The organism is Chryseobacterium sp. KCF3-3, assembly GCF_045865955.1.
Taxonomy (GTDB): Bacteria; Bacteroidota; Bacteroidia; order Flavobacteriales; family Weeksellaceae; genus Chryseobacterium.
In genome coordinates this window covers 51962-76420 of the sequence record NZ_AP035792.1, presented here as the reverse complement: position 1 = coordinate 76420, position 24459 = coordinate 51962, and the positions used below count along the sequence as shown (strand labels likewise).

The 24459-nt window shown below is 39.5% G+C and carries 8 protein-coding genes; 2 read left to right on the top strand and 6 right to left on the bottom strand.

Features of this window, described 5'->3' with window-relative positions; genetic code table 11:
• Window positions 1-2: 2 nt before the first annotated feature.
• The 6 genes from ACKTTZ_RS00245 to glsA all read right to left on the bottom strand — a co-directional run bounded on the left by ACKTTZ_RS00245 (window position 3) and on the right by glsA (window position 17077).
• A complete protein-coding gene (locus ACKTTZ_RS00245) occupies window positions 3-2405 on the bottom strand; it encodes a nucleotide disphospho-sugar-binding domain-containing protein (RefSeq protein WP_034696897.1) in 2403 nt (800 codons plus the stop codon).
• Window positions 2398-3180: an alpha/beta fold hydrolase gene (locus ACKTTZ_RS00240; RefSeq protein ID WP_407846923.1), complete on the bottom strand. Its 783-nt coding sequence runs from the start codon at window positions 3178-3180 to the stop codon at window positions 2398-2400. Before ACKTTZ_RS00240 ends, ACKTTZ_RS00245 begins: the two co-directional genes overlap by 8 nt.
• Window positions 3171-3470 (bottom strand): acyl carrier protein, encoded by a 300-nt coding sequence (locus ACKTTZ_RS00235; protein ID WP_034696900.1) that lies wholly within the window; start codon window positions 3468-3470, stop codon window positions 3171-3173. The genes ACKTTZ_RS00240 and ACKTTZ_RS00235 overlap by 10 nt, the downstream gene beginning before the upstream one ends.
• Window positions 3458-7711, bottom strand: coding sequence for a beta-ketoacyl synthase N-terminal-like domain-containing protein (locus ACKTTZ_RS00230; protein WP_407846922.1), 4254 nt, complete (start codon window positions 7709-7711; stop codon window positions 3458-3460). Before ACKTTZ_RS00230 ends, ACKTTZ_RS00235 begins: the two co-directional genes overlap by 13 nt.
• A gap of 19 nt (window positions 7712-7730) precedes the next feature.
• Window positions 7731-14756, bottom strand: a complete 7026-nt coding sequence (locus ACKTTZ_RS00225) for an SDR family NAD(P)-dependent oxidoreductase (RefSeq protein ID WP_407846921.1) — start codon at window positions 14754-14756, stop codon at window positions 7731-7733.
• Window positions 14757-16063: 1307 nt separating this feature from the next.
• Window positions 16064-17077 carry a glutaminase A gene (gene glsA, locus ACKTTZ_RS00220; protein ID WP_407846920.1) on the bottom strand — a complete coding sequence of 338 codons (1014 nt, stop codon included), beginning with the start codon at window positions 17075-17077 and terminating at the stop codon, window positions 16064-16066.
• Between the two features lie 529 nt (window positions 17078-17606).
• On the opposite strand from glsA, the gene ACKTTZ_RS00215 reads away from it, so the two are divergent.
• Together ACKTTZ_RS00215 and ACKTTZ_RS00210 are read left to right on the top strand one after the other, a co-directional pair.
• On the top strand, window positions 17607-22475 hold the full coding sequence (locus ACKTTZ_RS00215; RefSeq protein ID WP_407846919.1) for a PKD domain-containing protein: 4869 nt from the start codon (window positions 17607-17609) through the stop codon (window positions 22473-22475).
• Window positions 22476-22546: 71 nt separating this feature from the next.
• Window positions 22547-24412 carry a T9SS type A sorting domain-containing protein gene (locus ACKTTZ_RS00210; RefSeq protein WP_407846918.1) on the top strand — a complete coding sequence of 622 codons (1866 nt, stop codon included), beginning with the start codon at window positions 22547-22549 and terminating at the stop codon, window positions 24410-24412.
• Window positions 24413-24459: the final 47 nt, after the last annotated feature.

The following is a 24459-nucleotide window of genomic DNA, read 5'->3' as shown; positions in this document are numbered from 1 at the left end:
GGCTACACTGAAGCTAATATTGAATGTTCGTGTACAAAATTTTCTAATAGTTCTACGGCTTTGTCATTTCCTCCGGCAAGCGTGAATGTATTGCGGACTTCCTGAGCGGCGGTTCTGTATTTAGGGTTTTCCAATAATTCAAAAACGGTTTCACGAAGAGCATCCACACGCAGTCTTTTGTATCGGATGCTGATTCCGCAGCCTGCCTGCTCAATCAGTTTTGCGATGTGGAAATGATCATAAGCGATGGGTGTGATTAACATTGGTAAACCATTACGGAAAGTATCGTTTACGGTATTGAAACCACCGTGGCAAATTACCATATCCATTTGCTGCATTACTGCCGATTGAGGAACAAAGCTGTTCACAATGAAATTGTCCGGCCATTCTTCAAAAATTTCCGGTGGAGTAGCGGCAATCACTGTAACGGGTTGGTCTTTAAATGCAGCGATGATCTTTTCAAAGAAAGCTTTTCTGATGTCTACCAACAGCGTTCCTAATGATACAAAGATCTTTGGAGTAGTAGAAGCATTCAGTTTATCCCAGTCAAATGGAGCGTCGTTCGGACGGCCTTTTACCGGACCTACAAATTTCATATGAGGCGGAACGGTTTCAAAACCAGCAAAAGCCTGAGATGTAAACACCATATTCAGTTTGTGAGAATGGATGTAAATACCTTCCTCATGAATGCCTACTTCTTTCTGAAGGTCTTTGATGAGGTTTTGCTGCCATTCCCAGATTTTTGGAGCACTTTTTTCCGTATCTCCCATCACATCCGGTGGAACCGGCGTTGTTGTTACACAAGGAATATGATGTTTATGAGCGAAAAGAGCGCCTCCGAAAGTGATACAGTCGTTCACGATAACATCCGGCATCCAGCTTTCTGTGAGTCTGGTTAATCCCGGCATCATCATTTTAGCGAAAGGAACATAGGTTTCTTCCAGTGCCAGTTTCATTACTTCAGGTCCGGAGCATGCGGGTCCGTCATCCTGTCTTTTTAAAATACGGGCAATTTCCTCCTGATACGGAATAAGATCTTCTTCAGGATAGAAATAAGAGCCTCCTTCAGGAATATGTTTGCTGTCTAAAGGGGTAATTCCGAACCATTTTACTTCATGTCCGCGGGCAATCAGACTTGCTCCCACACTTAAGGTAGGGCTTACATGTCCGAAAAACGGAGGGACAACGAATAAAAATTTAGATGGTTTTTCAGGTTTTGAAGCCTTTGAGATAGCTTGTTCCAATAGATTAGCTGCTGTAGCTGCACCTCCTGCTTCCACAAAAGACTGTCCTACTTTCTGGGCTGCTTCGCGGTAGCTCGGAGTATTTAAAATCTGTTGTACAGCTTCTCTCAGGTGATTGGCTTTAAATCTGTTAAAATTAAGACGCTCACCTGCTTCTGTACGCACCACACGTCCTGCAACATGCGATTGATCATAGGCAATCGGAATCACAACCAAAGGAATACCGTTGGATAATGTTTCAGAAACGGTATTATGGCCACCATGGCAAACTACACCATCCAGATGAGGCAGCAGATCTAGCTGAGGAACCTGTTGATACACCATAAAGTTGTCAGGCCATTGCTCGAAAAGCTGTGGATCAGAAACGACTACAACGGTTAAATCTTCATCTTTAAAAGCATCGATTACCTTTTGGAAAAATGCTTTTTTATGATCGTGATCGAAGGTAGTACCGATACTTACCAGGATCTTTTTATTGTCTTTGCTTTTTAATTTCTCCCAGTCGAATTCACATGAAACACGTCTTTCTGTAAGAACCGGACCTGTGAATTGGTATTGAGACGGCAGATCATCCATTTCACCAAAGAAATAACTGGAAGTAAGAACAAGTGTCAGCAAATCTGAAGTCGCAAGAGAACGTTCTTCCTGGAAACCGAGTTCTTTCTGCAGGTCGATAATTTGATTCACTTCCCATTCGTGTACTTTTGGAAGCTCATTCATGATTTTGATGGCTGCCGGAGCGGTAACGGAAGTGGTGTAAGGAATGCCAAGAGTTTTGGCTGCAACCGGAGCTGCAAATAACTGATGATCCCCGATAATCAAATCGGGCTGCTCTATTTTTAATAAAGAAACAATACCATTATAGCAATGTCTGTTCAACGGGATAAGAACCTCTTCGTACAGGAACTTAACGCTGTCTATACCATACACTACTTTTTTGGAGATAATATCGAGATATTGTTCACTTTCTTTCTTTTCTTCGTCGGTCTGATCGTATTGGATCAGTAATAATTTTCCTCCCTCGGGAAGTTTGGCCTCTAAAGTTGGGTCAAGGCTGATCCAGGCTACTTCATGTCCTCTTTCCAAAAGAGTAGCACCGATGCTTAAGGTAGGATTGACATGTCCTGTCAGTGGTGGAACTATAAATGCAAATTTAGCCATGGTTTTGTGTTAAAATTTTAGATAAAAATTGAGAGATCGTTTCAGCAATGAGCTGAGGTTCCTGAATAGGAATATTGTGATCGCCCGGAATTAATTCGAGTTCAGACTGGCTGATTTTAGATTGCAGCCACTCACCGGTAGGTCTGCAGTTGGAATCAGCGCCATAAAGCAATAGAGTAGAAGCCGTCAGTTTATTGAAGTCGGTTTCACCCAGGAAATGTTTTTCCTTAATCATATCTGCTTTAATGCTGGTCTGATTAAACAGAAATTCATACATACGATGGTTCTTCTCCATTTGTCTTTTACCCATCTGTACTTTGGTGGTGTCTGTAAAGTTGGCTACATAGTGCTCAAGAAATTCTTTGCTGTATTCATCAATGATGTTACGGGCTTTTTCGTCCTGAGGATCCGGAGCTTCCGTCACTACAAGCTGATTCACGCGGTCAGGATATTCTAAAGCTGTCTTCAGCGCAATAAGTCCTCCGAAGCTATAGCCTACAAGGTGTACTTTTTCCAGTTGAAGGTGATCTATTAAACCTATTAAATCGGATGACATGTTGTCAAGATCGTAGCCATCCAAAAAGCGTTCACTCATACCGTGGCTTTTCAGATCGTACATCACCACATGGAAATGCCTGGCCAGCACCGGGGCAATATTAAAATAATAAATGGACAGGTTACTGAACATACCGTGGATGAGTACCACGGTTTGTTCGGCTCCTTTGTTGAGTTCCTGTATATGAACTTGTCTGTTATTGACAGTGATTATTGGCATTCGTAGATATAATTGATGATCATACTAAGGTCAAGATTAATCAGCTGGTCAAGATCCATAGATGATAACCAACCTGTAAAGTCGATCTGATCGCCAAAATGCGCTTTGATCTTTTCAGAGAAAGAGACAATCTCAATGCTGTCCATTTCAAGATCTCTGGTGAATGAACTTTCAGGAGTAATATCCATCTCTTCTACAAATTCAGCACCTATCACTTCAGTAATAAAACCTTTTAATAAAGTAAAAAGTTCTTCGTGGTTCATTTTTAATGTTGCGTTTACAGTGTCCATCCGATAATATAATTTTTATGTTTAATAGTTTTGATTTCAATGTTGTTGATCCACAAGTGATCATCTTTTATAAGCTCGACTTCGAAGGCTTTAGGATTTCCTTTGAGTCCTGTTCCCAGGAACTTTCCGTAAGCTTCCTTGGCTACCCAGAAACGGGTGGTCCATTCTGCCTGATCTCTGTCTTTTAATAGGGTTAATTCTTTGTCGGTAAATACCATGTCGTAGAATCCTGAACTGCGTTCTTCCATCAGTTCCATATCGATTCCTACAGATTTTCCATATCTCGCAATCCCAACGGCTTCTTTTCCTTTATGAGCTAAAGAAATATGGATATCCTCTGTAAAATCACTGATGAGGTAAGGTTTCCCCACTTCATCGGAACGGATTTCAAACGTGATCGGGAAGCAGGCATGATTTTTTTCCTGACGAAGAAGATTTCTGACAGCATCTTTCACCGCTACACGGCTTACCATCCAGTTTTTCTTTTTGTTAGGTAACAATTGCTGATGATGCTGTTTTTCCGTTTGGTTGAAATATCTTTTCAGGATAAAATCCCAGGAAGCGACTCTTGTATAGGCTTGGTGGAAAAAGAAAACTTCAGGAGCAATCTCTTCAGAAAGGCGGTTGTGGAGCGGTGACATGGAAACATTCCATAAAGCGGCATCAATTTCCAGTCTTCTGTTTTGCCAGCCAGTAATGGCACACCATACTTTTCCGTCTTTTTTCAGGATGATATCGGCGATGGCGAATTCATCATTAAGCTCGGTCAGCATACAGGTGCATTCAAAAATACCTTCCTGATCATGCATATCTCCGAAGAATTCAATATCTCTGATTTTTACAGGGAATGCAATACGGTCTTTCACCAACGTAAGCTGAAGCCAAAGCCCGAATAGCTGTCCTGCATTATCAAGCAAAGAACCTTTACCACCGTTTCCTTTTATTTTTCCGATAATTCCTTTGTCACCTACAGCTGAAACTTCGGTAATTCCCTGATATTTATCTCCATGGAACATGTGCATGTCGTAGATTTCTTCAGGTGTTCTTTCGATAGGTAAAAGATTACCGATGGAAAGATTGAAATCAGGAGTTGGAACAGGAGCAGATTTTAAGATTACTTCTGCGTTGGCAAAGTTTTCAATATCGAGATAAGCGTGATTAGTTGAACGCCATTCTCCTTTTACGGTTTTTTCGAAAGGTTTGGCGACGTTCATCCATTGGAATACGCTTACATTCATGATTTTATGAACCAGTGTTCCTGGGATTTCCGCTTCTGCAATTTCTGCAAGCTGTTCAAAGATCATCGTCATCGGAATTACAGGTTCCATATCAGCCACATGAGCCCATCCTTTTGGCTGTCTCAATAAACTGTGATCGATCAGGTAAGGATGACTTTCCAGGGTTACATACAAGTCTTTTGTGAAGGTTGTACTTCTTGGTGCTTTCTGAACTGTTGGAGCTGCAGGTGCAGGTCTTTGGACGGTAATTTCCGGACGGTTTTGGAATAAAGTCAATACTTCTTCCTGCATACGGATCATATCAGCCACGTTATCCTGAAATGCCTGTACCAGTGGATGACCACTTTTTGTGGCAATAGCTGAAGCTGTCGCTGTATATTGTTTTGGCGTGTCAAAAGATTGAGCTAACGCTTTTACTTCTTTAAAATTACGTACAATAGGTGAACCTAATTCCAATTTAATGCCTTTTCTAGAAGCTCTTTTCGAATGATTCTGAATTTCTAAAAAGTCAAGAGCAATTGTTTTCCCTTCTACAAATAAAGAAGCGACCACACGCTGTAACTGAGCTAATGCTGAACGGGTAGGAACGCTGGAAGCGATGGTACTGAAAGCTTTTCCTTTCAAAGTATCATCAATAAATCCAATCAGACCGCCAGTTCCGACTTGAATGAAGACTCTGGCACCTTCTTCATATAATTTGTCTGTCAGTTCACGGAAACGAACAGGTTCTACCAAATGCTCGGCACTGAGTTTTCTGATCGCTGTCTGATCTGCAGGATAAGGTTCTAATGTGGTAGCAGACCATAATGGTATTTTCGTCTGCTGGAACTGTGCTTTTTCCATTCCGGCAAGGATTACATCCAGTTTATCAGCGATAAAAGGAGAGTGGAATCCGGACTGGAACGGCAATACCTGATGGAAGATCTGTTTTGCTTTTAATAAAGGAACCAATTCATCCAGCGCTGCATTGCTTCCGCAAAGAATCACCTGATTAGGGCAGTTGTCGTTGGAAACATAAAGGTTTGAAATCTCTGTAATAAAAGGTTTTATCACCTCAATTCCGGCTCCTATAGCGATGAATTTCGAATCTTTTAATTCAAAAGTTTCAGGATTCAGTACATCAATTAATGCCTTTACAGAGTTGGCTTCTGCCAGCTCGGATGAATATCCTGCCAGCCATTCTCCTAAACTGTGTCCTGCATTCATATCAGGAATAATTCCCAGTTTTTTCAGTGAATTATCAAGGATACTGCAGTTGTTGAAAATGTTTAAAGCATCGGTTAAAAGACCTTCACCTTCTGTTTCGATAGGCGCTGATAATCCGAAATAACGGCTTACCGTTTCTACTTCACCTTTTGCAAGTCCGTCCAGTCCAGGGAATACAAAGGCTACTTTACCACCATCTTTTAATAATGGGGTAGAAGTGTACCAGATATCCTGTTTGTTTTTCCATGTGATATTTTTGGAAACAATTTTAATAGCTTTTTCCAGTCTTGCAGGCGTTGGATCGAATATAGCAACCCTGAAATCTCCTTCACCAATTGCTGTTTCATTATTTTGTAATGCTGAAAGCAATGCTTCATGGGTAGGTCTTGCCAAGATCAATACCTGATCTTTTTTCGGCATATCATAGCCTTCAAGAACAACGTGAGCATTGATTCCTCCAAATCCGAAAGCATTCACTGCCGCTACTTTTGGCAGTCCTGTTTTTGACCAGTTTTTGGCTTCCTGTACAGGCTCAAACCTTGTATTCTGCATCTCCGAAGTTGGATTTTCGCAATATAAGGTTGGCGGTAAAGTATCGTGATGTAAGGCAAGACAGGTTTTAATTAATCCTGCAATTCCAGCAGCTGGCATGGCATGCCCGATATTAGACTTTACAGATCCGATACCCGCAGCCTGAGCTGTTTCTTCTTTTCCGAAGAACTGAGCTAAGGTCTGAAGTTCTGTTTTATCTCCAAGGGGTGTTCCTGTGCCATGAGCCTCAAGATATCCCACTTTATTTTTATCTAAATCAGCATTGATCCACGCCTGTTCTAAAGCCTTTAACTGACCTTTTACGGATGGGCTCATCACGCTGGTTCCGGTACCATCGCTGCTTACGCCTACACCTTTGATCACGGCATAGATTTTATCCTGATCACGAACGGCATCTTCCAGTCTTTTTAAGACTACAAAACCGCAACCTTCCCCAATTAACAGACCGTCTGCATCCATACTGAACGGCTTGATCTGTTGTTGGCGGGACATAGCTCCCAGCTGGGCAAAAATACTCCAGAAAGCAGCATTTTGTCCTGTGTGTACGCCTCCTGCGATCATGATATCAGAACGACCTCTCTGAAGTTCCTGTACAGCATGATCTACAGCAATCAAAGCAGAGGCACAAGCGGCATCTACTGTAAATGCAGCGCCTCCTAAATTGAAGCGGTTAGCAACAAGAGAAGCAACAAGATTGGGAATTAATCCCATGGCGGTATCGGCTGCAAAACGTCCTTTACGTTGTTGAAAAGCGTGTTTTACTTTTTCAATATCTGCAGAAGAAACCTGAGGCAACAACTCTTGTAATAATGAAGAAATCTGTTCTCCGGTTCTTACAATTTCTATAGCTCGTGTAGCTCCTGGTCCGGTGTAGTTTCCTTTACCGATAATGATCCCTGTTTTTTCAAGGGAAATATTTTTCTGAAATACGCCTGCATCTTCCAGTGCTTTCTGTACCAGATCAAGGGTAAGCAAATGGTCAGGTTCCGTTCCTTCAACGGCTAATGGCAGAATGCCAAACGCGGTAGGATCGAAAGTGTAATCAGGGATAAATCCTCCACGCTGACAGTAAAAACGGTCAACGGGACTTGTGGCATCACTGAAATGAACAGGATCTATCCGATCTGCCGGAGCGAGCTCGGTAGAATCAACTTTATTGACAATATTCTGCCAAAAAGTGTTGGCATCCTGTGCCCCGGGAAAGACACAGGATAGACCAATTACAGCAACATCTGTTTTTTTCATATTGAATTTATGCAGCGTTTTACCAATTATTTCCTGACATGATCAGCACCTGGCTTTCAGTTCCGTATTTAATCTCGTTAAGGAAGATTTCTTTTCCTTCATCCAATGGAATCATGGAAATACCTCTGCGTTCGTACTCAGATTCAAGGGTGGAAGAAACCATTCCGGCACCTTTCCATGGTCCCCAGTTGATAGAGATTACTTTTCCTTTTAATCTTTTATTTAAAGCATTCGCGTAATCATCCAGTACGCTGTTGGCTGCGGCATAATCTGTCTGGCCTTTGTTACCATATACAGAAGCAATGCTTGAGAACAACACTACAAACTGACAGTCTGAACGAAGCTGTTCTGCCAATACACGAAGTGGTTTTACTTTGGTGTCAAATACGCGTCCGAAAGAGCTTGTTGTCTTTTGTTTGAATAATTTATCTTCTAAAAGACCTGCTCCGTGGATTACTCCATCCAGACGGTTGTATTTCTCATAAATACTGCTGATCAGATTGCTTAATCCTTCTTCGTCACAAAGATCGAGTGATTGGTAAATGATGGTGTTACCAAGGTTTTCCATATCACGGATGGTGCGCAGAATCTGATTGTTTTTAAAAATCTTGGTGGTTTCTTTTTCTATTTCTGCCGGAGAAGTGAACTGACCAGACTTGATAAGGAAACCTCTGATTTCTTCTTTGGTTTTCATGCCTTCAAAATCTTTAGCCGAAAGTTCATTTCTTGGATCAGCAGATCTTCCTACCAGAATATAAGTACAAGGATAAGCCTGAGACATATGTTTTACCAATTCAGCAGTGATTCCCTGTGCGCCTCCCAATACCAATACAACAGATTTTTGATCTAACTGGATATGTGCTTCATGTAAGCTTGTAGATAATGGGGAAGGAATGATGTCTACTTTATGTCTCTGATCATTTTTATAAATTACTTCAGCAGGTTTATCGTTGGTAAGAATTTCCTTTAAAGTAATTTCAGCGATCTGATCTACTTCCTGAGGAGTGCTAAGGCTGATTAATCTACAAGTTGTGTTATCAAATTCTCTTGCCAGACTTTTGAAAAGCCCCGGATATCCCTGATGGTGTCGCAATATGCTTGCATCCGTAATTTCCTGAAGATGTGCCGGAATATCTGAGATCAGGTATACCCATTTTGCTTTATCAAAATCAAGTTTCTTGATCAGATCTACATGATCAATGATGCTTGGTTTGTCAGCGGCTGAAAATAGGTCCAGCATAATTAATCCGTCAATATTGGAAAGATCTTTGTCTGTATCTACTAATTCTACGATAGCTCCATGCTTTTCTAATGCATCTTTTATTGCTGAAGTTTGTTGGTTGTCATCTTGTGTAATGGCAAAACGTTTTCCTTGCAATACTTCTGTGTTTTGTATTTTAGAAGCATCGGTAGGAGTGATGTCAAAACGAAGGCGTGACAATACATTTTGAGTTGACTCTGTAGTATTTTCTTCTTTCACTTCCGGAGCTGCTTCGTTAGTTTCACCATTCATTTCGCTGATCCAGCTTGCCAGACCGCGAAGGGTTTTAATAGCAGCCAGTTTTTCCATGACATCATCCGCCTGTTCAAGGTTTTGACCAAATCCGATCTTAGTTTTAAGATCACCGATGATTTCCATACGTTTGATGGAATCTATGCTTAAATCTGCTTCCAGATCAAGATCAAGACCCAACATTTCTTTTGGATATCCTGTTTTTTCACTAACGATATTCAGGATTGCATTTTGAAGATCTTCAAGAGAGAATGTCGGCTGATTTTGTGATTTTGAAACTGTTGGTTCAGTTGCTGTTCCGTTTTTTTCAGGCGCAGCAGTTGATTCAGTTCCTGAAAATTCAGTAAGCCATGAAACTAATCCGCTTAATGTTTTTATTCCTGCAAGCTGTTCCATAACAGTATCTTCACTGGTATTTCCGTTACCCAGAGTTCCCAGTTCGTTACGAAGTGTTCCGATGATTTCTACTCTTTTAATAGAATCAATACTTAAATCCGCTTCCAGGTCCATTTCCATACCCAGCATTTCCTGAGGATATCCTGTTTTGTCACTTACTACCTGTAGTAATAAGGATTTAATATCTCTTGAAGGAGCTTGTTTTACGGGAGCTACAGCTACAGGTCTTTCCTGCTGAACAGGCTGAACCGGAATGGTAGATATAGGTTGGTGTGCAGCAGCTGGTGCAGGTGAATGGTATACAGGAGCAGGGAACGCCTGAGGATTCTGTCCCATAAAGGAAAGCATCACATCACGCTGTGCCTGTATCATTAATTTCATGCTGTTCAAATATTCCTGCAACATGCGTTCAGCAGTAGACTGAGCTTCCGTTGCGGGTGCCTGTGGGTTATTCGTAAAATTGTTCATGGGAATAGGGTTTATAAGTGGTAATGCACCATTAGATGGCAGATTACCGGTGGTTGGGTGGGCAGTCTGCCCGTTAACACGCCAGATTGCAGGGCTTTTCTTGTAAAGCTCAGGTTGGTTAAGATCAATGATCGTAACGCTTCTGCCGTCAAAAAGTTTATCAATGTTAAAGCTTCTGCCAGTTCCTAAATATTGTGCCAGCATGCAAAGCAGGTGACTGAATTTATTACGGCTGTTGTCTTCAACATATAGTGTAAGCTGATCTTTTTCCAGACAAGACTTGGTTAATCCGGTAAGAACTTTTCCTGGCCCTACTTCGATAAAGATTCTTGCACCATCATTGTACATGGCTTGAAGCTGTTCTACAAATCTCACAGGATGTACAAGATGATCAGTAAGTCTTTCTTTTATTTCTGATGGATTTGAAGGATATACTTCTGCTGTAGTATTAGACCACACAGGAATCTGCATTTCCTGGAAAGGAACGTCTTTTAAGACTTCAGCATACAAACCTTTGGATTTCGCTAATAATGGGCTGTGGAATGCGCAGGCAACCTCCAGTTTTTTAGCAGAAATACCTTCCTGTTTAAGCACTTCCAGTAATTTATTGATAGCCTCTGTACTTCCTGCAATTACACATTGTGTAGGAGCATTGAAGTTTACAGGATAGCATCCTTCTACTTTATCAATAATAGGCTTTAAACGTTCCGCAGTGGCACTTGCTGCCAGCATTGAACCCGGATCTCCGCCTTCTACTGAATTTAAAATAGACTGCGCTCTCTGAACACTTAAGTCAACCAGTTTATCCTCTCCAAATACTCCTGCAAAACATAAAGCCGGTATTTCACCATAGCTGTGACCTGCAAGCATATCAGGGATAATACCTAATGATTCTAAGAATTTTGCTAAGGCAAGATCTACAATTCCTAGAAGCGGTTGTGCTAAACGGGTATCTTTAATGGTTTCTTTCTGTTGTTTTAAATCAGCTTCATTAAACGTTTTCGATGGGAAAACTACTTTTTCAAGTTCAGGATACTCATCAATAATCTTACGCATAGCCGGGAAAACTACAAATAAGTCACGAGCCATATTGATTCTCTGGCTGCCTTGTCCCGGGAAGGTGAACGCTACTTTACCTTCTTTTTTATTAACCGTAAAAGTGTCTTTTGTCTCAATCCCTAGCAGTACTAGTTCGAGCTTCATCATCAGGTCTTCAGCGGTGTCTGCTACAATGCTGAACTGAATTGGCTTTTCTGAGCTGATGCTTAAACTGTAAGCAATATCTTTTAATGGAATACCATCATTAATTTCTAATAAAGCTTTAATCTTGCTTGATTCTCCTTTGGCTTCGTCATACGTATCTCCACGGAAAACAAACAATTCTGAAGGCCACGACTGCATGGCGATTGAATTATCCTGTTTTGGATGATTCGCAATAACGGTATGGAAATTTGTTCCTCCAAATCCAAATGCACTGATTCCTGCATAACGGTTCTTCTCTCCCCATAATCCACTTTCTGCGTGGAATGCAAATGGACTGGTTTCTGCATTATAATACGCATTAGGCTGCTGAAGGTGAAGCGTAGGTGGCTTTACTCCGTGATATACAGCAAGCGAAGCTTTGATTAATCCAGCTAATCCAGCTGCACACTTGGTATGTCCGATCTGTGTTTTCACAGAACCTAAATGCGTCTGTCCAGGTAAAGCTCCTGAGCGGCTGAATAAATTAGTCAGTGCACTTAATTCAGTTTTGTCACCTACTACCGTTCCGGTACCGTGCGCTTCTACAAGGCCTACAGAAGCAGGACTTATCCCTGCTTGAGAATAAGCACGTTCTAATGCTCTTACCTGACCTATTTTTCTAGGAGCAGTTAAGCCTAACGCTTTACCGTCACTGGATCCTCCAACTCCTTTGATTACTGAATAAATTCTGTCACCATCGCGTACAGCATCTTCGTATCTTTTTAACACAAGGATGGCAATACCTTCTCCTAGGGCAATACCGTCTGCATCACCATCGAATGTGGCACATCTCCCTTTTCTGGATAAGGCATGCGTGCTGGAGAACATCAGATAATCATTAATTCCATTATGTAAATCTGCTCCTCCCGCAAGAACCATATCAGATTTTCCTAAGACAAGTTCCTGACAAGCCAGATCAATGGCTGCTAAAGAAGAAGCACATGCTGCATCAACGGTAAAGTTTCTACCGCCAAGGTCTAATCTGTTCGTAATTCTACCTGCAATTACATTCGCCAGAATACCTGGGAAAGAATCTTCAGTAGTATGTGGGAAGGCTTCTTTTACTTCTTCATGAAGTTCTCCGAAAACCTGCTTATAATATCCTCTGAAACTATAGCTGTTGGCAAGGTCATTACCTCCTTCAGCACCTATAATAACAGAAATGTTTTCTCTGTTGATGTGTTTTTCACCATATCCAGCATCTTCCATTGCACGTTTAGCAACCAATAAGGTTAAAAGTTGCGTAGGTTCAATGGCAGCAAGTGATTGTGGCGGAATCCCAAATGCCAATGGGTCGAAATCAATTTTAGGAATAAATCCTCCCCATTTTGAATGAGATACATCCGATTCGTTGGAATCCGGTTTGTAATAAAGTTCTTTATTCCATCTTTCATCCGGTACTTCGGTAACACTGTCTTTTCCTAAAATGATATTTCTCCAGTATTCATCAAGATTTTTAGCACCAGGGAAAATACATTCCATTCCTACAATAGCGATGTCCAGAGGTTTTTCTACAGAAACCGGTTCTTCTGGTAACGCTGCATCCTGAATATGTTCGTAATTATCTACCACACTCTGATGAAGGGCAGCTAATGAGATCACGCGGTTATGCATCGTAGCAACCTGTCCGATCATATACATTCCTAAGTCCAGTTGATCATCTTTAGGAATATTAACCAATTTATCACCCTGACGTTCTATACCTTTAGCCGCAATACGTAAACGGCCTACATTTAATTTTTCAAGTTGTTCCCATACCTGTTTTTTATCCATTCCGGCAGCCAAAAGTTTTGTTTTTTCTGTATTGAAATGGTGGGCAAAAGCTGTATTTAAGCAACGGGTTTCATGTCCGGGAGCTGTTTCCAGTAAAACGGTATCCTTCGCCTGCATTGCCTGAGACTGGAACTCTTCCTGAATAGCTCCGGTTTCTACTGCTTCGTGGGTATACAGATATGCTGTACCCATCAATACCCCGATTTTCACTCCTCTTGCAGCCAATGGTGCAGCCATGATGGAAACAAATGCAGTTGAAAAGGCGTTATGAATTCCTCCAGCAAAAAAGACACTGATGTTTTCAGGATGATCTTCTTTTAAAATACGTTCAATTTGTTTTTCCCAAAGAACGGTACTGGACAGAGGCCCTACGTGACCTCCACACTCACGTCCTTCAAAAATGAAGTTTTTAGCTCCTTCTTTCAGGAAAATATCCAGAAGGGCAGGGGAAGGAACGTGTAAAAATGATTTTATTCCTGCTTTTTCAAATACTTTAGCCTGTGCAGGTCTTCCTCCGGCTATCAAAACCACTGGAGGTTTTGCTTCTAATATATATGATGTCTGTTCATCTCTTAATTCCTGTGGTGCAAATCCTAAAATTCCGACACCCCATGTTTTTTCACCCGCCAGTTTTTTGGTATCCATTACCAGAGATTTTGCAGATTCTCCTTTCAATAAAGATAGGGCAACAAATGGTAATGCTCCGGCATCTGCTACTGCATTAGCAAAAGAAGGTACATCACTCACACGGGTCATTGGTCCCTGAGCGATAGGATATTGTAATCCCAATTCCTTGGCTAAAGCGTTGTTTTTATCAATTACTTTAAGTGCTTTGGCCTGTTTCAGGTGTCCATACATGGCTTCTTTGAGACCGAAAATAAGTTTTTTCAGCGTTTTGAAGTCTTCATACAGATCTGTGGCTAACGAAATGTCTTGTCCCATAGGGATATAGCATGTGCTAAGGTCGAAACCAGTAAAGTATTGTTTCAGATCTTCAGCGGTTGCATTTTCAGGTAAAGCAGGTGAGTTGGGTCTTACCAATACACGATGGTTAGCGATCACCTTGGTTTCTGTACCATTCAGTTTTGAGCATACTTCTTTCAGATCCTGAGGAACCGAACTTTCCGGGAACAGAGCAAGCTGGCTGTCCAGAACAATTCCTGTTGCTCCCAAAGCTTTTGAGGCAGCGGCGGTATGGAGACCTATTCCTCCCTGTACCCACACCGGAATGCTCTGGATTTCTTTGATCACACGCTGGAATAATACAAACGTGGATTCATAGCCTACTAATCCACCCGCTTCATTTCCTTTGATAATGATTCCTTGTGCTCCTGATTCTTCAGCCTGTATGGCCTCTTCCAAACTGGTTACCTGATAAATAGCAGGTACATTGAATGGTTTAGACATTCCGAACGGAAGGATTGCAAATCTTACTTTTTCCGGAATCTGCAGAGTGGTGAAATTGTCATTAGAAAAATAAATACCATACGATGGTACGTCTATCTCGTCAAGTTGATGTAACGCTTCCTGGGCTTTCGTTAGCTCATTTCCTAAACTTAGTACGGGGAATGCACCCGCCTGGTGCAATCGGGATATAAGAGTAACGTCCGGCTTTTCAAAAGGCGTCAGTCCAATAATGGTTAATTTTTTCATGGCGTGTTAATTGAATTATTGAATGATAGCAAGAGTTTCATAACAGAATGCAAGGTCTTTCGATAAGACCATTACTTTTTGCTATGATATAGTAAAAATTGTTTTTGTTAAATCGTTAACAATATGTATTGTTTTGTGATAATTGTTTAATAATCTATCGGTTTTGGATAGATTTTGGGTTGTAGTAATTATATCCGGCTTTTCAAAGGACATCAGCCTGATTTTGGTCAAGTTTTTCATAGCATTTACGGTATAGAAAGAGTTAATGATATCTCATAGCAAAACACTAATGTTATTCGTATAAATAACAATTTGATGTTATGAGGAAATAAAAATAATAAAACAATAGTATATCTTCAATTATAAATGTTATTTGATAATGATTTTTTAATATAAAAATATCAATTGTTCAAATGCTATTAAAGTATATTTATTGTTTCCTTATTCTTAGAAACATGGCCGGTACAATCTTATAAATTTTAACTATAAATAGTTATAGTTAAAAAAATGTTAAGCAAATATAGGAATAAAAAATAAAATATTTCAAAAACAAGAGATTTGTTTTTAGGTATATTACAAAAAGATAATATACAATGAATAAGGTTCTAAAATGTAAGAATTACCTTTATTAATCTGATAAAATAGCAAAGCGAATTTAAACAAAATTAATCAATATATTGTGATTTAATTTGAATTATTTGTGAATTTTTTCTATCTTTTTGATAAATAAACAGATAGGTATTTTTAAGAATAAATTAATATTATTTCGAAATTCATAAAACAGTAATGTTAATAAAAAAATGAAATGAGATTTATGACTTTTTCCTCTTCTTCAGAATAAAGAAAAAGATAGGTCTTCGGTGAATCGTAAAAAAAATATTTAAACTTCTATTTAAAGTTAGCTGTCATTTGCCTGAGTGGTAATAGAAGTAATTCTTAATAAAGGAAATAACCATGTAAGTGTTGGTTTAATTTTTATCATGTGTTTGTATTTTATCCTGGTGTGAGAATTATAAAGATGAATTTTCTTTTTGTAAAAGTATATTATTCAACCATGTTTAAAAAAAATATCCTGTAGATATAAGCCGTTGAGATAATATAATAATACTACTTAAGTGTAGGCGGTAAGATATAATTATGTAGATGTTAAATTGTTGAAAAGGTGAAGTTTGGAAAATAAAAAAATCCGTTGAAATGAAATATTTCAACGGATTTATGTTGTTTGATTTATGTTGTTAGTTTGTTTTAAAAGAATTGGAGATTAATATTCTTTTATTGAATTCATTGTTCTTTAATCTTTAATAGTGTTAAAATATACTTAATCCATACTGCTTCGCCAGATCTAAAATCATATGATATCCGGCCAGAGAATTTCCGTGTTGATCTAGAGCAGGGCTGAATACCCCGATTCCTATTTTTCCCGGAACACTTACTGTAATTCCTCCTCCTACACCGGATTTACTAGGCAAACCAACAGTTCTGGAATATTCCCCACTGAATTCATACATTCCGGCAGTAAGCATCTGTGATTCTACTAATTTTGCCATATCTGCGTTTTTATAGGTGGTATCTCCGTCAAATCTCAAGCACTGGTTGGCAAAGAAGTATCCTATTTTTGCGAGATCTTCAGCAGTAAGTTCAATAGAGCATTGTTTGAAATAGTTGTCCAGCTGGTCTTCATTTCCTGAAATCAGTCCACTGTTTTTCATGATGTAAAACATTCCACGGTTACGGTGTCCTGTTGACTTTTCCGATTCGTAAACAGACTTATTATATTCTATTGATGGGTTTTTGGTAATGTATCTCACCATATCCAGGATTTTAAGGAATGGTTTTTCCCCATCTCCTGAGATCAGTGAAGTGGTAAGGATAGCTCCGGCATTCATCATTGGATTAAGCGGTTTTCCTGTGGTTTCAAGGTTTGAGAAATGGTTGAAGGGTTTGTCTGATCCAAAGTATCCCATTTTATCAAAAATATGAGTTTCTCCTTTTTCATTTACAGCTACCATTAAGGATATGATTTTGGAAATGCTTTGCATGGTAAATTTCTTACTTACATCACCGGTATTGAATACTTTCCCATTTTTATCAACCACTGAAAAGGCAATTGCTTTAGCATCCATTTTCCCTAGTTCAGGAATGTAATCTGCTACTTTTCCCTGAGTATAATAAGCTCTGTTTTTTTCCAGAATGGTATTTAATGTTTTTTCTGAAAGGGTTGAGATATCTGCTGCCTTCTGTGCATAAACAATTGTATTTAAGGAAAGAAACGCTGCAGTACAGATTCCTTTAGCGGAAAATAAAAAATTTTTGTTTCTCATATAGGAGTTATTGAATATAATATTTATGATAAGCCTTGAAAAACAAAGATAAATTATTTTAATCTTGTCGGCAATTCTAATGATTATTCTTACTGATATTGATATAGGTATGGATAGGAAAAGCTTACAGGTGAAGATTGAGTTGGTGAAATACATATAGGTTTTTTAAGAATTAAGAGATAGATAAAAAGCTAGTTATTATATCTGTTTTGAATATGATTAATTTTAATATAAATTGATATTGCTTAATAAAAAATAAACTTAATTGAATTTTGTCTATTGATTTTGGGGTTTATTGATTAAGAATTTAGAATTTTATTTGATTTAAAATGGCTTTGTGATCCCGAAATTAAAAAAAAGAGGATTTTTTTATATAATTAATATGTTGGTGAAATAACATATAAGTATGAATTTATCTATATTGTTGAAATTCAACTGTGAAATAATGTTATTTTTTCACGATTAAATGATTTTTGTATTATTATTTTTATTAATTTGACAAAAAATTAATAACACTTTTTTAATAACTATGAAAAACAACACCTATTTTGGTAGGCAGCACATCTTCAGATGGCTCCTGCTATGTTGGCTTCTGGTACCCTGGGTACTACAAGCTCAAGCTCGAATTACATGGACCGCTCAGGTCGGATGCCAGGAATTCCGTGGCGAAAAAGAAGGTCAGATCCCTGACAACGGAATCGCTTATTCCTACATCAATTCATCCCAATGTCTCCGGGTATGTGAGAAATCAACTGTAAAATACGAGATTCAGGGACCGAATGTTTCCAATGTCCAATGGACGGTTTCAGGAGGTACTGCAGCCATTTCAGGACCTGCGAATACCATAGCGAATGTAAGCTGGGGAGCAGCGGGGAACGGATCTTTACAGGCGGTTATCACCTACAATGACGGAACTGTGGAAACCCAGACCATTTGTATCGAAAAGATTAACAGACCGATTGCTAAATTCGAAATGTTAAACCTGACAGATACAGTATGTAGAAATACGACGATCTATTTTGATAATCTTTCTGAACAGAACGGTGGATCGGATATCATTAACTACTTCTGGGAATTTGGCGATGGTACAACTTCTACCGCTTTTGAGCCGTCTCATTTGTATGCTAATCCCGGAAATTATACGATCGCTCTGACGGTAACCAACAAGTGCGGCTGTCAGGATAGAATTAAAAAACAGATCAAGGTATTAAAAGCTGACCCTGTACAGATCAACTGTGCTTCCGTAGTATGTGAAGGCAGTACTGAAAAATACAATGTACAGGATGGATGCAACAAAGGACAATGGAAAGTTATCGGAGGGTCAATTGTCAACATTAACGGTAACGAAATTGAAGTGGTTTGGGATCAGGTAGATCCGTCTGACGGCTTTGGATATGTAATGTATATGTCAGAATGTGCTTGTCCTGAGTGGACGACAATTAAAATTCCTGTCGTTTTAAAAAATGCAAAAATTAAAGGACAGGAAGTGATATGTACTGGCAGACAGTATACCTATTCAATTCCTCAGTGGCCAACAACCAAAGTTAACTGGAATGTTTCTGGTCCTGCGGGAGGCCTGCTGACGAATACTCAACAGAGAAACGAAATTGTTTTCTCCGCAAATCAGCCAGGGACTTATCACCTTACGGCTAATTATTTCAATACTTTATTGACATGTGAAGGACAGGCTTCTATAGATATCGTAGTAGAGGCTCCTGTATTGGTAAGTGGAGGTGTGGATGAAATCTGTGCTGGAACAAGCCAGGGATTTACAGCTTCTCCTAACGTGCCGGTTATCTGGAAAGTAACAACGGGGACATCTACCTATACTTCCCTGCCAATGACGGGAATATTCAACTACACCTTTGCAACAGCAGGAACATATACTGTGACGGCTACCAAGCAAGGTGGAGGTTGTGAAAGTAATGGAAGAATTATTAAGGTATTACCAATTCCACAGGCACCTAACGGAACCATTTCCGGAGAAACAAAAGTGTGTCCAGGAAAACCTTATGTTTACACCATCAGTACAGTGGATCCTGGAATGGTGCCGGTTTGGAGTGTTACCAACGGAACTATTCAGGGAAGTAACGCAGGGCAATCTGTTACGGTGATATTTAATGCTGGTGCTTCATCATATACAGTGTCTGCACAGAATAAATCGATCAGCAGTGCAGCATGTCTTTCAGCTCCAAAATCATTCAATGTAACGAAGCTGGATCTTAGCACAATTGTTATTAATCCAAACTCAGGACCTTTCTGTCCGAGTAGTACTCAAACTTTCAGTGCAAACCTGAACGGTATTGTTCCTGATTTTATGGAATGGTCATTTGCCAGTTCAAACTTTGGAAGTGTAGTAGGAGGACAAGGTACAGCTAATATTACGGTAAACTTCAATGAAATTTCTTCAACAAATACTACCAATCTGATCTTGAAAGTAGTAAAATGTGGAGTGACGAAAATCATCACTATGCCGGTATCTTTAATAACGCTTCCGGTAGTAAGCTTTACTAATGTTGGTGGAATTTGTTTAGGATCAAATCTTACTTTTACAGTAAATCAGGGAACTATTACTTCAGCCACAAGTGTTACTTTCACTTTTGCTGGCGGAACGTTTACGACAGCCTTTAATCCGACTGGAATTTACAGCTTCCCGAATAACGGATATATCCAGAATAATTCAGGAAACAATGTTTCACACACAGTTACTGTAACTTATGCAGGTACTAACGGATGTAACTATAAGCCTACTGCAAGTGCTAACTTTATTGTATATCCTGAAACCATTATTACAGTTTCTCCGGTATATAATATTGCAGTTTGTGATCCTACCACAATGACACCGTATACTATTACGGCTAACAGCTCTACAGGACTTACCAATATCATGTCCTGGCAGTGGTATAAAGATAATGGTATTATACCAGGTGCAACTACAAACTCGTTTACGATTTCAGGGGCAGGTGCTTTTGGAACGTATAGAGTACAGGCTGTAGATATTAACGGTTGTGTGGTTTCTTCACAGAATATTAATGTGACTCAGTCTTGTCCGAGCAGTGGAAGTTGTACAGCAAATCCTCAGATTAACTTTGTTCCGGCATGGTCTGCTTGTAACAATATTACGGTTTCTGGTTTAACATACAATGGAACTCCGGATGAAATCCAATGGTTGTCAGATCCTATGCTTACTTTGGTTTCCGGTCAGGGAACTGCTTCACCGGTATATCAGACTAATCTTGCAGGAGCACATCTTGTTTTTGTACGTCTGAGATACGGATCATGCTGGTACAGCAAAGGGGTAGAAGTGAGAAAGAATTATGAGCCTAAATTCAATATCAGTACAGTATGTAGTGGAAATGGTTACAGTGTAACACTTTTCAATACTTCTACAATATTTGAAATCAATCCGGCGTCTATTACTTACACATTCACTTCACCGGGACAGCCTACCCAAACAGGGCAGTCAGCTACTTATAATCTGGCGCCAGGGACTTATACCTTTACAATGACGGTATCTGCACCAGGGAAGCCAATATGTACCACTACGCAGACTATTACATTAGCTCCGATCCCTGATACCTCTTTCTTGGTTCCTGCCTGGTTATGTGCACGTTCGCCTATAACGTTCAGTCCAATAAATTATGTTCCCGGAAATACCTACACATGGATTTTTGATGGTACATCTTATGTTACGACAGGATCAGGTGCTACAATAACGTATAATACAGCAGGAACAAAAACAATTCAGTTGAAAATTAAAACTCCTATGGGATGTGAATATCTTTCTCCTGTAATTGGTGTTGATGTAAAAGAGGCCACTCTCGATGGAGATTTGGCGCCTCCTACACTTGTTGCTTGTATAGGAAGTGCTCCTAATATTATATTCAGCAGTACACTAGGGTCTCCTACTCAGTATATCTGGATGAATGGTTCTCAACCTGTTTCAGGAGCACCAAATTCTCCTGTATTCACACCAACACAATCTGGTAACTACTGGCCTGTGCTGGTATCATCAGACGGATGTACAACAAGTATTATGAGTACTAAAGCAATACCGGTAACGCTTAAAAATCCTCCATATGTTAACATATCGGGAACAGCGAATATCTGCGAAGGATCTTCAACAGTACTTACAGGTATTGTAACGGATAACACATTGGAATATCAGTGGAAAAAAGGAAATTCTGTGATTGTACCATGGGCTTCTTCTCCTTATCCTATTGCTATAAGTACAGGGCCATTATCTGCCGGTACTTATGTGTATACGCTGGAAGTAAGAACTCCGGGTACCTCAGGATGTACAAGCAGCAAAAGCTTTACAGTTACTGTAAATAGTCCACCGGCACCGATTTCAGTAACCTATAATATGGTAAACTGCCAGCCTTATCAGGTGATGTTAACAGCATCTGGACCGTCTGCAGGAGTTTATAACTGGAGCAACGGAATGACTGGCCAGTCTATTACAGTGAATGAAGGCGGTGCTTATCAGGTTATTTACACGGCACCAAGTGGATGTAAAGTTGTAGGTAATACACAGGTTCCATTAAGCCTTGAAAGTCTGATGTGGGTATTCCCAACAGGATGCTATGATGAATGTCTTAGAAAGAATTATGTTTTAGGACCAAAAGGAGTCTTCGATCATCATGATTGGCTGTTGTTCGGAAACAGTATTCAGAGCGGAAACAATAATTATATCTATCCGCTGTATATTAATGTTGCAGGAACCTATCAGCTGCAAATCGATCATCTGGGATGTCAGTTTACTTCCGGAACCATGAATTACTATCCAGGTAAAGAATGTGGATTCGAAACAGAATGTAAACTGGAAGCAGATATCAAAAATATGAAATGGGTTGGTGACCATTATAATGTGTATGGAGTAATCTTCAATACCGGAAGCCAGCCGATAAGTCTTACCGTTTCAAGTCTTAATGGATTTGGAATTTATCTTCCATCTATTATTACGATTCCTGCTGGTGGAGTGTATGATATGAACGCTAATCCATTGGCATTCTATCCAAACTCAGGCTTCCAGGGTACAGATGAGATTTTATTCTCTAATGAAACATGTAAGTTTACTACCAAAGCGGTAGATCCAAACTGGATGGGTATGAAAAGTGCAGAAAGAAGTGTAATAGCGACTTCAGTTTCTTCTCTGAAAATGATCCCAAATCCTGCTAAGGAAAAAGTGAAAATCTCGTATAATACGGGCAATGAAAAATTACTGGCAAAACAGGTTACAGTTTTTGACGCCATGGGCAATGTCAAATTCCGTAAGGAACTGAAAACGGCTTCCGGAGAGGTAGACGTGGATGTTACCAGCTGGCTGCAGGGTGTTTATATTGTTATCGTACAAACGGGAGACACCTCATTACAAGGAAAACTAATTAAAAATTAGTAGCTTATAAAGCAGTGTTCTCTTCGGAGAGCACTGTTTTTTTATAGGATGTGATAATTAAATGAATTTTTATGATACGATTAAAAAACAAACTTTGGGGATTACTTCTGATAGTACCAGGATTATCTTTTAGCCAGGCCTACCAATGGCAATGGGGAAAACAGGCAGGGGGATTAACAGGTTCTGCTGATCCGGGGTTTCATTATGTATTTGATGAATCTATAAGGGATATTGTAGTGGATAATAACAATAATACCTATTATCTTGCCACGATGCGTGAACAGGATCAAAACCTGAATGGAGCTTCTGTAACCAATTACGGTCTGAGTGATCTTTTTCTGTTCTCTGCAGACTGTGCAGGAAATATAAGATGGACCAGGCCAATAGGTGGTTCAGGAGATGGAGAAAATGCATGGCATATTAAAGTAGATAATAACGGAGGATTATACGTGTTGGCAACCCTTTATAACAATTCATATGTAGGAGATCCTAATGCTGTTCCTATGCACTTTGATGATACTCATACACAGCCTTTGTATACCTATTATGACCAAACGATAGAACCAGCCCATAAAGCTGCTTTTCTCCTAAAATATAATACTTCAGACGGTACATTGGCATGGAGCAAATCTTTACAGGGAGATGTTAGTTATTCCACGCGAATGTGCGATGTTCAGATGATGTATATGGATGCATCTAAAAATATTCACGCTATAATGGGATTCAGAGCAGGAACACACTTAAATGGAATGATTACGGTGCCTTCAACCTTTACATCAACTTATCAGTATTATGCCGTTAAATTCAATTATGATAATGGGAATATGACACCAGCGACTCCTTTGCTTCTTCCTGTTACAGGAGGTGCAATAAATATTGTAGGAAGAGAAGGAAAAGTGAATGTAGTATACGATGAAAGTTTGAATCGTTATTATATTGCTGGTAAAAGGATGGATCCGGGATTCAGTAATCTGGTTGATCTTTCCTATAATAATGTTCCATTTACGAAAGCGGCTTATGTATTTGCTTTTGATGGTACTACCGGAGCTGAGGTATGGAGAAAAGAACTTAATAATGGTACAACAAGTACTGATGATGAAATTCATTCTATTATAAAAGATCCGGCAACTTCAGACATTTATATTTCTGGACGTTATTTTAACGGAATAACAGTGCCTGCCACTTTCGGAAACTATACTTTTCCTCTGAGAAGTTATGTGGAAGCCGTTCCGTTTGTGATGAAGATGAATGCTTCAGGTACAGTACAATGGGCAAGAACTCCGGAAGCAATGTCTGGTCTTCAGTTTGGTTATCGTTTTACCAAAGGAACAATTGCTATAAATGGAAATGAAATAGCCTTTGCTAAAGGAAGCTGGTCTGATGTCTGGGGAAGCTATGCAATGGTACGTCCTGATGGAGATCGATCAGATCCTTTATTGGTGAGACTTAACAAAGATACCGGAGAAGTCTTGGGAACAGGAGAAATCCGCAGTAACTATTATGTTATAGATGAATTTACGGCGGTTGCTGCAGATAACGATGGCAACTATGTAGTGGGAGGTTTTTTTCATGATCAATTATTTACAGACACCAATGATAACGTCAATACAATGGCGGTTAATGTAGCGGGAGGAAAATCTCAGTCTTTTTTTACAAAATTTGCTAAATCAGCGTGCAGTCAGATGTCAGTAGAAGAAACGGCTGCTCAGGCAGGAATGCAATTATATCCTAATCCGGTTCAGGATGTATTAACGATCAAAAGTAAAGAGCCTTTGGTTTCTTATGAAATTTTTGGAGCAACAGGACAACTGGTCAGGCAGGGAAATTTGAATATGACGCAGGAACAGATCGTATTATCTTCGCTTCAGACAGGAGTATATTACATTAAACTTAAAACAAAATCTTCAACAGTAACAGAAAAAATATTGAAGAAGTAAAAAAACAAAACTGAAAATTAATAACCTTATATATAAAACAGTGTTCT

Excerpts from the sequence above, each read along its gene's own strand:
- ACKTTZ_RS00245 (WP_034696897.1), bottom strand. The coding sequence starts at position 2,405 with ATGGCTAAATTTGCATTTATAGTTCCACCACTGACAGGACATGTCAAT.
- ACKTTZ_RS00240 (WP_407846923.1), bottom strand. The coding sequence starts at position 3,180 with ATGCCAATAATCACTGTCAATAACAGACAAGTTCATATACAGGAACTC.
- ACKTTZ_RS00235 (WP_034696900.1), bottom strand. The coding sequence starts at position 3,470 with ATGGACACTGTAAACGCAACATTAAAAATGAACCACGAAGAACTTTTT.
- ACKTTZ_RS00230 (WP_407846922.1), bottom strand. The coding sequence starts at position 7,711 with ATGAAAAAAACAGATGTTGCTGTAATTGGTCTATCCTGTGTCTTTCCC.
- ACKTTZ_RS00225 (WP_407846921.1), bottom strand. The coding sequence starts at position 14,756 with ATGAAAAAATTAACCATTATTGGACTGACGCCTTTTGAAAAGCCGGAC.
- glsA (WP_407846920.1), bottom strand. The coding sequence starts at position 17,077 with ATGAGAAACAAAAATTTTTTATTTTCCGCTAAAGGAATCTGTACTGCA.
- ACKTTZ_RS00215 (WP_407846919.1), top strand. The coding sequence starts at position 17,607 with ATGAAAAACAACACCTATTTTGGTAGGCAGCACATCTTCAGATGGCTC.
- ACKTTZ_RS00210 (WP_407846918.1), top strand. The coding sequence starts at position 22,547 with ATGATACGATTAAAAAACAAACTTTGGGGATTACTTCTGATAGTACCA.